The organism is Neotamlana sedimentorum, assembly GCF_000943565.1.
Taxonomy (GTDB): Bacteria; Bacteroidota; Bacteroidia; order Flavobacteriales; family Flavobacteriaceae; genus Neotamlana; species Neotamlana sedimentorum.
This window is the reverse complement of sequence record NZ_JTDW01000005.1, coordinates 325,316-338,196: the sequence shown is the minus strand read 5'-3', so window position 1 is coordinate 338,196 and position 12,881 is coordinate 325,316. Positions and strand designations below refer to the sequence as shown.

Here is a 12,881-nt window from a genome sequence, read left to right as displayed (position 1 = left end):
TTAATTATAATGTATAGGAATTAAATTTTCCTACTAATTGTTAAGCCATCACGAATTGGAAGTAAAACAGTTTCCACACGTGAATCATTTTTAAGAAGCGCATTGTATGCAATTAAAGCTGGAGTGGAGGTATCGTCTTTTTTAAAAGTTTTATCCAAAATTTTACCACTCCACAATACGTTATCCGATAAAATGATTCCGCCCGTGTTAAGTTTATTAATAATTAAGTTGAAGTAGTTTGAGTAATTGTCTTTATCGGCATCAATAAAAACTAGATCAAAGGTTTTATCAAGTTTAGGAATAATATCTAAAGCGCTTCCTAAATGTTGATGAATTTGATGTCCAAAACGAGATTTATTGAAATACTTTCTTTGAAAATCGATTAATTCTTCATTAACATCAACGGTATGTAATTCGCCTTCGGCCTGAATGCCTTCTGCTAAACATAAGGCAGAATAACCGGTGTAAGTACCAATTTCTAAAATAGTTTTAGGGTTTATTAATTTAGAAATCATACTTAAAATTCTACCTTGATAATGGCCACTTAGCATTCTGGGTTGTAAAATTTTCTGGTAAGTTTCTCTTGTTAATTGTTGTAATAATTCAGGTTCATCTTCAGAATGTTTTACAACATAATCATCTAATTCTTCGGGTATAAAATGCATTAATTTAAAATTCTGTTTACAAGTTCATTTTTTGCATTAACATCATCACCAAATAGCCACTGTAGTACATTATCTTCCCAAATGGCATCACGCTCGGTTTCGTTAATAATATTACGCTCTATTGCTAAATCTAAAATTTTACCTGGATAAGACGATTGTTTGGTGCTTTCCATTTCACCTAACGGATAAGGGTCGTCTAATCCCATTAAAACCTGTTTTGCGCCTTGGTTTTTTACTAAAAGTTGAAAAGAGCCTGTATCGTGCACTAAAGTGTCAAAAAAGATGTTTTTATGCCCCACAGCCTTTCTTGGGTGGTGTTTGCCTTCAAATAAATCGGGTCTGCCATCAAAACCTTGTATACGTCTTCCTAAGTTAATTTGAGCCAATTGCCCGCCATGTGCAAAACAAGTTCGCATATTTGGGTATTTATCTTGCAAGCCATTTAAGGTGAAAAAATGATAAGCATCGGCGCATTGTGCTAACATCCAAATTAAATGGAATCGCCATGCCGTGTTTTGTAGTTTTATAAATTTTTCGCCATCGTAAGGGTGAATTTCAACCGCTAAACCATATTTATCGGCAAGTTCAAAAATACGTGCGTTTTCTTCATCAAAAATACTACGCCAAGTACCAATAGTGTCCATATAATGCGTTGGTAAACATAAAAGACGCATGTTTAATTCTTCTACACAACGCTCAATTTCCCAGCACGCACCACGTACATATCCAGGATGTACCACAAAGCCACAAGTGAATTTTTTAGGGTGTTCGGCTTGTATTTTGGCATTAAAATCGTTTTGAAAACGAAGCGCTTGCTTCATTTCTTCTAAGCGCAGTCCGTTTCCATAAAGTTGAGATAAATTTAAAACAACAGCATGATCTAGTTTATTACGCTCCATCCAAGCGAGTTTTTCGTTTAAAAAGAAACTAGAATCTGTAATGGGGCGATTCCAGTCCTTTTGAAGCATAAATTTCCGGTCTTTATCCACCCAAAAAATACCTTTATCTCGCATAAAATCTGGAATTTCTTCTGGATAAGGCAGTAAGTGAGAATGGCCGTTTATTCGTAATTTACGTTTGCTCATGGTTTGGTATTATTGCGCTATTTTAACGCGACAATCTAATTTAAATTAATAAGAATTTATTTGTTCGATTTTCCTTTTCCAAATTTTTCATGATATCTGTCGAAAATAGCAGGCATATCGGTTTCAATGTTTTCTAAAGTAAACTCTTCTTCATAAATTAAGTCGGCTTCTTCTTCAGAATACCATTGTAATTTATCTTTTACGCCTTTTTCTCTGGGGTATTCTATAACCAAACCCACCGTATTTGGTCCGCGCTGTGGCGAATGTGGCACTTTTGGCGGTAATAAAAATATCTCACCTTCTTTAATGTGAATGTCTTTAGGTTTGCCTTCGTCTATAACTTTTAAAACAATATCGCCTTCAATTTGATAGAAAAATTCGGGTGTTTCGTTATAATGATAATCTGTACGATCGTTTGGGCCGCCAACAACCATTACAATAAAATCGCCATCTTTCCAAACCACTTTGTTTCCTACAGGCGGCTTTAATAAATGACGGTTTTCTTCAATCCATTCTTTAAAATTAATAGGAGGATATATTTTACTCATTTTATATAATTTTTAGATTTTCTAATTCAAGCATCAGTACAGTTTAAAGATAGTTAAAAAGTCTTGTTTCTATAAGGATTTTGTGCTCCCAAAATTATAACAGTTTTTATGTGTTTAAATTACAGATGTTATCATTAAATAAAAAAGGAAATAATGTTTGGAACTTCTACTGGTTTTGCAATGTGATTTCCAGTAAACCTGCGCTGGAAATGTTTTTTTGTTTGTATCTAGTAATACTAGCCTAATGCCTTGGTAGTTACATAATACCGCCAACCAATTATGGCAAGTTGTAGTCTACTAGCTTTAGCTAAATCGAGTTGCTGTTTAGTATAACTGGGTAGAATAAATTTATTAAGTTTTGCTAATCCTTTAAAAAAATGCTTTTTCAATTTTAATCTTGTTTTTGTAAAAATAGTAAAACTTATTCTAGACTAAGTTTTACGTATTTAAAAAAGTTAGAAAATTGAAATAATTAAAATGATTATTTCAATTAAAATTTTGGTAAGCGTTATCATATAATTATGGTTTAAAATGGTTAGTAAAACAATGATTTTTGTTATTGTTTTTTCAATATATATACTTACCAATATGTTTACCAAATAGATTTATTGAAATCTGTGAAAGTGAATACTAATTTGTAATTAAAAAAATATGTTCAGTTTCGATTTGTTTGTGACTTACTTAGTTAAAGTTGTTTATTGTAGTTTAAAATTATTATTTTGTTTTAATATGTAGGTTTTGAAGGGGCTTTTTGCTTTAGTTTTTGTAAACCAAGGCAGATTTCATTTTTAAGAAGGCCAAAATGGGCTGTTTCATTATTTTTTTATTGAAATAAACAGCCGATTTTATAAATTTATTAAACTTAAAATATAGAAATAACGCAGGGCAATATTATTATGTCATCAGTTAAAAAAAATGATGATTAGCTAAACGTTAAAGGTGTTTTTTAAAGTCCTGCAATTCGGTTTTCGTTTAAAATAACTTCGGTTTCTTTTTTAACTTTATCTAAAATAGTTGAGGTGTTATCGTTTGTTGAGATTAGCTTATTCGATAATAAATTTAAAATAGCTTTGTCTTGTGCGCGTCCTTTTAGCATAGCTTCTTCGTAACCAATATTTTCGTTAAATGTAACCAAACTGTATTTTGAAGCATATTCTTTTGGGAATTCCTTCTCCAAAGTTATTTCAATTTTTCGTTTTTCTTGAAAAATAGCTTGCCCAACATGGTCGCGCATTTCATGAAAATTATCGATGGCTAAATCTGCAATAGCATCGGTGTCTTTTTTTCTTGTTTTTTCGTATTCTACAAATACTGTTTCCCAATTACCTTTATGTTTTTCTAAAATAGCATCGAACTCGACCACATCTTCAAACGAGGCATTCATTCCTTGACCGTAAAAAGGCACAATGGCGTGTGCCGCATCGCCCATAAGTAATGTGTTACCTTTAAAATGCCAAGGAGAACATTTTATTGTACCTAAAGTTCCCGTTGGGTTTTTAAAAAAGTCATCAACTAAATTAGGCATTATTTTAAGCGCATCGGGAAATTCTTGATTAAAGAATTCGGTTACTATTTCTGGTGTGGTTAAATTGTTAAAGTTAAATTTACCTTGTGTGTAACTTAAAAATAGCGTGACAGTAAAACTACCATCTAAATTAGGAAGTGCAATAAGCATAAAGTCGCCTCTAGGCCAAATATGTAAAGCGTTTTTATAGGTTTTATAATCGCCAGTTTGGGTTGGTAAAATACTTAATTCTTTATAGCCATGAGTTAAATAATTTTGCGAAAAGCTAAATAAGAACTTTTTGCCTAAATAATAACTTTTTCGCAAAACCGAGCCTGCGCCATCTGTTGCAATAATACAATCGGCGTCTTCAACAAATTCGGTTTTACTTTCGTAATCTTTAAAAAGCGCTGTAGTTTTTTCGAAGTTTACCGATTTACATTTCTTATTAAAATAAATAGTAACGTTTTCGTGTTTTTCGGCTTCTGAAAGTAATAGCGCATTTAATTCGCCTCGTGAAACTGAATTGATAAATTCGTAATCACGACCACTGTAATTAGATATTAAGGTGTTGCCTTGCTTATCGTGAATCATTCTACCATGCATGGGTATACAAAGCGACTTCACTTTATCTTCTAAACCTACTAATTTCATAGCTTTATTGCCACGATCTGAAAACGCAAGATTTATAGAGCGTCCTGAAGAAATATCGGTTTTTCTTAAGTCTGGGCGCATTTCGTAAATTGTTACATTATAACCACGTTGTGCAAGCCTTAATGCTAATAAACTACCGCATAAACCTGCGCCAATAATTAAAATATTTTCTTTTTGTTTCATATTTAGTTATTCTGTATGTGCTTTAGAATATCATGTTTAGATTATGCATTAGTTTAATATGTCTTTTAATTTTTCCACCATGTTAAATACATCTTGATAAGTGTTGTATAATGGTGTTGGTGCACAACGAATAACGTCTGGTTCTCGCCAATCTGTAATAATATTTGCTTCGGTAAGTTTGTGGTGCAAACTTTTATCGGCATTTTGTACTTGTATAGAGAGTTGGCAACCACGCTCTTTTGGGTTTTTAGGGGTAATAATTTTTATTTTCTGATTGTTTAATTGATTAATTAAAAACTCGAAATATCCCGTTAGTTTTTCCGATTTTTCTCTTAACGCATCCATGCCAACTTCGTTAAACATATCTAATGAAGCTTTTATGGCAGCCATAGAAAGAATGGGCGGGTTACTTAATTGCCAACCTTCGGCTCCAGGCATAACATCGAGCTGTTGGCGCATATTAAATCGCGTATCTTTATTATGGCTCCACCAACCAGCAAAACGTTTTAAGTTTTTATTGTAGGCGTGTTTTTCGTGAACAAAAAGTCCAGCTAAACTGCCTGGTCCAGAATTTAAATATTTGTAAGTACACCAAGCTGCAAAGTCGACTCCAGAATCGTGTAATTCTGGTTTTATATTTCCGGCTCCGTGAGCTAAATCGATACCAACCATACAGTTTTTAGCATGACCAATTTTAGCAATTCGTTTTAAATCGAGGTATTGACCCGTATAATAGTTTACACCTCCAATTAAAAGTAGTGCAATTTCGTCGCCTTGTTCGTTTAAAATGTGTTCTAAATCTTCAATGTTTAAAAGTTCCTCATTTTCACGAGGTTTCCATTCAACAATACCGTCTTTAGCATTAAAACCATGAAATTCTAATTGCGTTTGTACGGCGTACCTATCACTAGGAAAGGCGTCACTTTCAATAACAATTTTATATTTAGTTTTTGTTGGTTGGTAAAAGCTAACCATTAGCAAATGCAAGTTGGTAGTAAGTGTATTCATCACGACAACTTCAATAGGTTTAGCACCAACAATTTTAGCCATGCTTTCAGTTAAAAACTCATGGTATGGTAACCATGGGTTTTTAGCTTCGAAGTGTCCTTCCACACCAAGATTAGCCCAATCGTTTAACTCTTGCTGAATATATGTTTGTGTACTTTTAGGTTGTAAACCCAATGAGTTTCCTGTAAAGTATAACCATTCTTTACCATTATTATCTTTAGGTATATGAAATTTAGAGCGGTAATGCGCTAATTTATCTTCTTGATCTTGTCTTTTTGAAAAATCTAGTCCCGTTTTATATGAAATCAATTTCGAATAATTTAGATTGAAAAGCAAAAATAAAACAAATAATTTTTACACTTAATCGATAAAATTAGTGTTTTATCTTTAATTTAGTTAAAATTTAGTATTATTGCATAGGTTTTTTCTTATAACATATTAATGTGAATTTTTTTTGATGTTAAAACAATTGTGGTTATCTTATTTTAATTGGTATTTAAAGTTTAGTGGTCTTTCACGTAAAACTAAGGCTAGTAGCTTATTTTATTTTAGAAATAAATTGTTTGTATCAATATTTATTTTAACAGTAGTACTTGGCTTTTTCGCATATTTAGCAAGCGCCATTGTAGCAATTAGTTTAAACAAATGGCTGGTCGTATTTATAGATACAGCAGGTATGCTTGTTTTGTTTTTTATCTTCTTAAACAAAAAAATGGGCTTAACTACTAAAAAACGTTTATTTTCAATCAATTTTTTTGCATTATCTTTTGCCTTAATTTTAGAGTTAGGCTTTAATAGTAATGGCACCATAATGTTATCTATGCTTTGTGTTTTTGTTACACTTTATAGTGGCAGAAAAGCCGGTATAAATACAGTATTAATTACAGCTACTTTTTATGGATTAGTGTTGCTAATTTCTTATTTCGAATGGATTATATTTAATTTTAATAGGAATACACCTATTGAAGTTATTTTTATAGTTTTCACGAATAATATTATGTTTAATTTTCTAATGGTATTTTCGGTTTCTTTTTTAATTGATCAATTAAATAGGGCATTAATTAAGGAGACTAATTTGCAAGAAAAATTAATAAAAAAACATAAAAATGTTGTTAAAGCTAAAGGTGAAGCGGAAAGATCGAATAAATTAAAAACAGCATTTTTAGCTAATATGAGTCATGAAATAAGAACGCCTATGTATGGTATTTTAGGCTGTGCAGAACTTTTAAAGGATTATAATATTGATTCTGAATTTAATGAATATGTAAAAGTTATACAAGACAACGGAAATAAGTTATTAGATGTTATTAGTGATATTGTTAATTATTCGAAATTAGAATCTGGGTTATTAACTGCTAATTTAGCACCTTTTAACATTATGCATAGTGTTGAAGATATTGTAAAAGAGTTTACACCTATAGCTAAAGAAAAAGGAGTTTATTTAAATTTAAACAATGATATTCCTAAGCGAAATAATATTGTGGTTTCCGATGTGGAAAAATTCACTACAATTTTAAAACATTTAATTGCTAATGCATTAAAATATACTAATAAAGATGGTAGTATTTTGGTTAATTGTGTTTTAGACTATGAGAGCTCAATAGTAAAATTTAGTGTCGAAGATACAGGTATTGGTATTTCAAAAGATAAATTGTCTGATATTTTTGCTCCATTTTATAGAATAGATCATAGTAATGATGATGCTATTCATGGCGCAGGTATTGGATTAGCTATTTCGAAAGCCTATTCTAATTTACTTGAAGGCGAAATTGGTGTTGAAAGTATAGTAGATTACGGATCAGTATTTTGGTTTACTATATCTACGAACTTACAATCTACAGAAAAAGCTAAAGCACTTTACCTAACTAAGTAAAGTGCTTTTGATATATATAGGCGCGTAACGCGGAATATTTATTTAATATACGCCTACAATTTTATTTTGGATGTTAAATATGAAATTATTTTTTTGCTTAATACTATTCTTATACCATTAAAACCTTGATAATTAAAAGTGTTATTTAATAAAGGATTTGGCTGGTTTCCGCATTTAGAAATACAATTCAAGTATGGTTAATTAAAGCTATAATAAATATTGCAAGCATTACCTGGTCTATAGCCTCTTTTATAAGAGTAAGTTATACTAATTTTTAAAAGGAGTACTTCTTTGATAGTAAAAACTTCTATAAACACGCGTAAAATTGTTATACTTTTAATGTAAACTATTTAAAACGAAATAAGTAACCAAAACATACTGTTAATAAAATGGATTTAGATAAAAAGAGAATCTACCTCATTTCGGTTATAAGTTGTTACATTGTTTAGTGTTGCAGTGTAAGTTTTACACCCTACAATTTTTAAGAATTAAAAACTTTCTAACACCCGTTGGCTTTTGTCTTTTACTGAAGAGTAAAATAGTAATAAATGACATAGTGCTAATTTAAAAATCTATGTGAAATTTATAATCAAAAACACTAATTAATAAATTTAACGTTTAGATATTTATTATAGGCTATGGCGAATAAAACTGGTATGAAGCGGATTAAAAAATTTCAGATATTTTAGCTTTTATATAATTTATTAAAGAATAATAATACGAATTTTTTGATCCCAATTTTAAGGTTTAATTTGTTGATATGTAATAATATACGTATATTTACATGTGCTTTTTACAAATTACCTCCAAATTTGAAATAGTTTTATAGTCCTTCCCATTAAGACTAAAATATAGCATTATTTAACCAAACTATTTTAATTATGTTACCTACTTTTAATATACTTATTGCAAGCAGTCATGCAATTACAGCGCAAGCTTATAAGCAGACATTAGTTTCTAATAAGCAGCAATTTCCAATACCTTTAAATATTAATTTAGTTTATTCTATAGAAACGATATTTGATAAACTAAAAATGAAAGATCTTTTAGGCGATAATGGATTAATTATTTTAGATACAGATTTTTATTTTTCTTATGAAGAAAAAGTAAAATCTGCCGAACAACTATGTGAAGCTATTAAAAACAAAATTAATAATGCTAAACTTTTAATAACTACATCTTTTAAAGATAATTTACGATTAATAAATATTTTAAATATTGTAAACCCCGAAGGTCTAATAATAAAGTCTGATATAACCGATTTTCATTTATTAACAGCCGTAACCAATATTTTTTCGGGAGAATCTTATTTTAGTAAAACTGTAATAAACCTTTTAAAAAAGAAAATTTGTCAAAATATAGTTATCGATGCTATTGACACAAATATTTTAATAGAACTTTCAAATGGTGCTAAAATGGTGGAGCTATTAAAATTTATTCCTTTAACAAAATCTGGAATAGAAAAACGTAAACGACGTCTTAAGCAACTTTTTGAAACCAAAAATAATAGCGACCGCGAGTTGGTAATGGTTGCAAAAGCCAAAGGTTTTATTTAGTGCTTTTTTATATTTTACGCTTTTGCTTACTTTTTGTAGTTAGTTTTTTTCTTTTTTGGCTTTTTTAAAACATAATTTTACGACAAAGGTTAATCCTTAAATTTTCTTCCTATAGCTAATTGTAAAGATTAGTACACACCTAAATGTTTTCCTCCCAAACTATTTGGTTTTATGTATTGCTATTTTTGATGTCATTTTAAAAACATCATTTCAAACGAGTTACTTAAATGGTTAAGTAAATTAACTTTAAAACCCTTACATATGAACAAACATGAAGAATGCTTATGTATTTGTCCACCCTCTCCAGAGATTGAACAAAAAATTTTAAGCACAAAACAAAAAATTCTTAAGGAAACTGGATTCGAAGATATCGATGAAGTTGATATTATGGATTTATCTACGTTTACCTTAATTACCAATCGGCCTAAGCGAACCCGAATGCATGATCATCGAATCGCTGCCGATAGAGCTCCCGTTACGGGCACCAAACGTGCGATTGTGCTTTTGGTTGATTTTTCTGATAAAACAGCTGCTCAAAATCAAGCGCATTATAATAATATGTTATTTTCTCAAGGCACTTATGCAACCGGTAGTATGCGCGATTATTACAAAGAGGCATCTTACGGAAAATTAAATGTTATAGGCGAGGTAAAGGGCCAAAACGGACCAACGGCTGGTTGGTTCAGAGCACCTCAAACAAAAGCTTATTACACTAATAATGATTTTGGTTTTGGTAGTTATCCTAGAAATGCTCAAAAGTTAGTAGAGGATGCAATAGATTTAGCACAACCTTTTGTAAACTTTAGTCAATATGATAACGATGGAGATGGTTTTGTAGAAGCCTTAATAGTTATTTGTGCTGGATCTGGCGGCGAAGCCACTGGTAATAAATCCGATTTTTGGTCTCACAAGTGGGGCATTACTACTAAAAATGTCGATGGTGTCAAAATAAACCGTTATTTTATGGCACCCGAAGATGGTAGAGTTGGCGTTATGGCTCACGAATTAGGCCATTTACTTTGTGCACTGCCTGATTTGTATGATACCGATTATACCTCGAAAGGAACTGGACGTTGGGATTTAATGGCCGGAGGTAGTTGGAATAATGGTGGTCATACACCTGCTCATCCAACTGCATGGTGTAAACTTAAATGTGGTTGGGTTACTCCGAAAGTTGTTTTTAACAGTACCCAAAATCTAACTGTTAAGCCTTATTTTGATAATGAAGATATCATTAAAATTCCTATTGGAAGTGCTAATAGTCAAGAGTATTTTTTATTATCAAACAGGCAACAACAAGGCTTTGATAAAAATCTACCAGGAGAAGGTTTAATTATTGAACATATTGATGATAGTAAAGGTAACAATACAGATGAAAATCATTATTTAGTTGATATTGAACAAGCTGATGGTGCACGCCACTTAAACAACAATTCCAATAGTGGAGATGCTAATGATGCTTATCCAATTACAGGAAATACTTCGTTTACAAATACCTCAACACCAAGCAGCAAAACTTATGCGAATACAGATTCTAGTGTAAGTGTTACAAATATTGCTAGATCGGGTAATAATATCACCGCTAATGTGTCTTCTGGCTCTGGAGGTACGTCTTATGTTACTAAAAAAGTACTGCGCACTTATGCATCACCACATTCAAAAAATGCATGGGCATACCTAGATACAATTGGATGGCGAAAAATTAATACTTTATCTACCGATGGAGTAACTAATGTTTTCGCACTTTTAAACGAAGCTAGAGCACATAATCTCAATGTACAAGCTCAAATAGATAACAATTTTATTCATATTGCTTATTTAAACTAATCTAAATCACATTTTACAAAACATTAATTATTAATCTATAAAACAAAATATTATGAATTTCTCAAATAAAAAAGTAGTACGTACTTATGCTTCACCTCATTCTAAAAATGCTTGGGGTTATATTGAAACTATTGGCTGGCGTAAATTAGGCCAATTATCTACCGATGGCGTTAGCAATATGTTTATTATGCTAAACGCTGCTAAAAGTAGCGACAAAACGGTTAGCGGAACTATTGATGCGTCTAACCAAATAAGTTTATTATATTTTTAAAATTAGGCTTAACGAATTTAAAAACATATAAAATTATGATGACAATAAATTTAAATATAAACGGTTCTGGTGTTAATGAAACGCACGGTGTTGCAGGAAATCATGCTTTAAATGAAGTCGCTCCACCGCCAACTGATATAACTACAGAGTTTGCACAGGATGTTGGCACTTCGGTTGATGTGCCTGCGCCTCAAGCCACAGACTTTGAAAGTGATGTAGCCGCAGTAGATGGTTTTGTACCAAGCCCAGAAGGGTTTAACGAAAGCGAAAATAGTATCGATATTGTTGGCGTTCCTAATCCAGATTTGGCTTTAGGTGATGCATTACAAGAATCGGCAAGCGAGCTTCCAGAACCAATGGCTTTGGAAATGCTTGAAGCTAGCGAAACACCTAAAAAAACAACCCGTTCTCGGGCTACTAAAAAAAAGTAAATTAAACTTTTGTAATACCTAAGACTGTCTAAAATTAGACATGTTGAGTAAAGTGAAACATTTTAAATAAGCGATATAAAATTATCTATCCTTAAAAACTTTAACTTTGTTTAATATGATGCTCATTTTGGAGGTCTTAGGTTTATATTTTAAAAAATAATACAATGCAATTAGCTCCTAATAGTAACCCAATTACAGCCACCGTTATTAGTAATTTAGAAGAAAATAGTTTAAAAATTGTAATTCTTAAATTACCAGAGAATGTATTACCCGCTTTTTTAAGTGTTGGAAAAATTTTAACTGCTAAAAATCAATCTGATGCTTCTATAGATTTTACAGAAGGCGATATTATTTCTGCAAATATAGAAGTAATGGGCGATCCATTTAATCAAGTGTTTTTACTAACTCAAGTTAAAAAAGAAGCTCGGGATACAGATACTAATTAATGCGATTCTTTTAAAACTTCGGGCATTTTAGCTTTAAATCGATTAAGTCTAGGTACCGAAACGGCTTGAATATATCGATGATTTGGATGTCTTTTCTCGAAATCTTGATGATAACTTTCTGCAACCCAGAATTTTTGAAAAGGAACAATTTCGGCGGCTATTTGTTTGCCTAATTTTTTAGCTAGTGCATTTTTCTTTTCCGAGATTATAGCCTTTTGCTTATCGTTTTGGTAAAAAATAATAGAACGGTATTGCGATCCGCGATCATTGCCTTGGCCGTTAACCTGTGTTACATTCTGCGATGCAAAATAAACATCTACTAAAGTTTCAAAACTTACAATATTAGGGTCGTAAATTACTTCAACGGCTTCTGCATGTCCTGTTTTTCCAGTATTACTAGCTTCGTAAGTTGGGTTTTTAGTATGTCCACCGGCATATCCAGAAATAGATTCGTCTACACCTTTAACACTTTCATAAATAGCTTCTACACACCAAAAGCATCCACTAGCAAAATATGCACGAGCTTTCCCGTTTTCAATCGGAACCGCAATAGGTTCGGTGTTTCGTTCAATATTCGATTGAGTATGGTTTGTGGCTTTTTGAGTTTGTGCCATGTTTTGGCAACTTAAAAGGACGAATATTCCAACAAGGGCAAATAAATTTTTCATATTATAATGGTCGATAAAAAAAAATAAACTTAACAATAATCTTGTTAAATTCTAAATAAAAAAGCCTTTACAGAACGCAAAGGCTTGGATAAGTAGGGTTAATTGTTCAAGATTTATAAGTTAGGTTAGGTTCTGGTTGTGTTTGAGGGACAAAGACTAACT

General features: G+C 31.5%; 13 protein-coding genes. 6 read left to right on the top strand and 7 right to left on the bottom strand.

Annotated elements, in window-relative coordinates; genetic code table 11:
* Positions 1-20 precede the first annotated feature (20 nt).
* The 6 genes from PW52_RS08735 to kynU form a co-directional block, all read right to left on the bottom strand.
* Complete coding sequence (locus tag PW52_RS08735; RefSeq protein WP_044632542.1) at positions 21-665, bottom strand: O-methyltransferase; 645 nt, start codon at positions 663-665, stop codon at positions 21-23.
* Positions 665-1,750, bottom strand: coding sequence for an amidohydrolase family protein (locus tag PW52_RS08730; protein WP_044632541.1), 1,086 nt, complete (start codon positions 1,748-1,750; stop codon positions 665-667). The genes PW52_RS08735 and PW52_RS08730 overlap by 1 nt, the downstream gene beginning before the upstream one ends.
* Positions 1,751-1,806: 56 nt before the next feature.
* On the bottom strand, positions 1,807-2,298 hold the full coding sequence (locus PW52_RS08725; protein WP_044632540.1) for a 3-hydroxyanthranilate 3,4-dioxygenase: 492 nt from the start codon (positions 2,296-2,298) through the stop codon (positions 1,807-1,809).
* 236 nt (positions 2,299-2,534) lie between these two features.
* Positions 2,535-2,687, bottom strand: a complete 153-nt coding sequence (locus tag PW52_RS08720) for a hypothetical protein (RefSeq protein ID WP_044632539.1) — start codon at positions 2,685-2,687, stop codon at positions 2,535-2,537.
* Positions 2,688-3,244: 557 nt separating this feature from the next.
* Positions 3,245-4,639, bottom strand: a complete 1,395-nt coding sequence (locus PW52_RS08715; protein WP_044632538.1) for an FAD-dependent oxidoreductase — start codon at positions 4,637-4,639, stop codon at positions 3,245-3,247.
* Positions 4,640-4,687: 48 nt separating this feature from the next.
* Complete coding sequence (gene kynU, locus PW52_RS08710; protein WP_082050878.1) at positions 4,688-5,956, bottom strand: kynureninase; 1,269 nt, start codon at positions 5,954-5,956, stop codon at positions 4,688-4,690.
* Between the two features lie 148 nt (positions 5,957-6,104).
* Between kynU and PW52_RS17130 the strand changes: the two genes are divergently transcribed.
* From PW52_RS17130 to PW52_RS08680, 6 genes are all read left to right on the top strand, one after another.
* The gene (locus PW52_RS17130; protein ID WP_052823436.1) at positions 6,105-7,520 is read left to right on the top strand and encodes a sensor histidine kinase; all 1,416 of its coding nucleotides are present in this window, start codon (positions 6,105-6,107) and stop codon (positions 7,518-7,520) included.
* Positions 7,521-8,401: 881 nt separating this feature from the next.
* A complete protein-coding gene (locus tag PW52_RS08700; RefSeq protein WP_044632537.1) occupies positions 8,402-9,076 on the top strand; it encodes a hypothetical protein in 675 nt (224 codons plus the stop codon).
* Positions 9,077-9,337: 261 nt separating this feature from the next.
* Positions 9,338-10,903 (top strand): M6 family metalloprotease domain-containing protein, encoded by a 1,566-nt coding sequence (locus PW52_RS08695; protein WP_044632536.1) that lies wholly within the window; start codon positions 9,338-9,340, stop codon positions 10,901-10,903.
* Positions 10,904-10,955: 52 nt separating this feature from the next.
* Positions 10,956-11,174 carry a hypothetical protein gene (locus tag PW52_RS08690; RefSeq protein ID WP_044632535.1) on the top strand — a complete coding sequence of 73 codons (219 nt, stop codon included), beginning with the start codon at positions 10,956-10,958 and terminating at the stop codon, positions 11,172-11,174.
* A gap of 35 nt (positions 11,175-11,209) precedes the next feature.
* Positions 11,210-11,605, top strand: coding sequence for a hypothetical protein (locus tag PW52_RS08685; RefSeq protein WP_131453994.1), 396 nt, complete (start codon positions 11,210-11,212; stop codon positions 11,603-11,605).
* Positions 11,606-11,769: 164 nt separating this feature from the next.
* Positions 11,770-12,051 (top strand): hypothetical protein, encoded by a 282-nt coding sequence (locus tag PW52_RS08680; RefSeq protein WP_044632533.1) that lies wholly within the window; start codon positions 11,770-11,772, stop codon positions 12,049-12,051.
* Here the strand turns inward: PW52_RS08680 and msrA are convergent.
* A complete protein-coding gene (msrA, locus tag PW52_RS08675; protein ID WP_044632532.1) occupies positions 12,048-12,719 on the bottom strand; it encodes a peptide-methionine (S)-S-oxide reductase MsrA in 672 nt (223 codons plus the stop codon). The two genes, PW52_RS08680 and msrA, sit on opposite strands and share 4 nt — an antisense overlap.
* Between the last annotated feature and the right edge of the window lie 162 nt (positions 12,720-12,881).

What these genes read in the sequence shown, in the direction of transcription:
- PW52_RS08735 (WP_044632542.1), bottom strand. Translation starts at nt 665, where the DNA reads ATGCATTTTATACCCGAAGAATTAGATGATTATGTTGTAAAACATTCT.
- PW52_RS08680 (WP_044632533.1), top strand. Translation starts at nt 11,770, where the DNA reads ATGCAATTAGCTCCTAATAGTAACCCAATTACAGCCACCGTTATTAGT.
- PW52_RS08700 (WP_044632537.1), top strand. Translation starts at nt 8,402, where the DNA reads ATGTTACCTACTTTTAATATACTTATTGCAAGCAGTCATGCAATTACA.
- PW52_RS17130 (WP_052823436.1), top strand. Translation starts at nt 6,105, where the DNA reads ATGTTAAAACAATTGTGGTTATCTTATTTTAATTGGTATTTAAAGTTT.
- PW52_RS08685 (WP_131453994.1), top strand. Translation starts at nt 11,210, where the DNA reads ATGATGACAATAAATTTAAATATAAACGGTTCTGGTGTTAATGAAACG.
- PW52_RS08690 (WP_044632535.1), top strand. Translation starts at nt 10,956, where the DNA reads ATGAATTTCTCAAATAAAAAAGTAGTACGTACTTATGCTTCACCTCAT.
- PW52_RS08730 (WP_044632541.1), bottom strand. Translation starts at nt 1,750, where the DNA reads ATGAGCAAACGTAAATTACGAATAAACGGCCATTCTCACTTACTGCCT.
- PW52_RS08715 (WP_044632538.1), bottom strand. Translation starts at nt 4,639, where the DNA reads ATGAAACAAAAAGAAAATATTTTAATTATTGGCGCAGGTTTATGCGGT.
- PW52_RS08725 (WP_044632540.1), bottom strand. Translation starts at nt 2,298, where the DNA reads ATGAGTAAAATATATCCTCCTATTAATTTTAAAGAATGGATTGAAGAA.
- msrA (WP_044632532.1), bottom strand. Translation starts at nt 12,719, where the DNA reads ATGAAAAATTTATTTGCCCTTGTTGGAATATTCGTCCTTTTAAGTTGC.
- PW52_RS08695 (WP_044632536.1), top strand. Translation starts at nt 9,338, where the DNA reads ATGAACAAACATGAAGAATGCTTATGTATTTGTCCACCCTCTCCAGAG.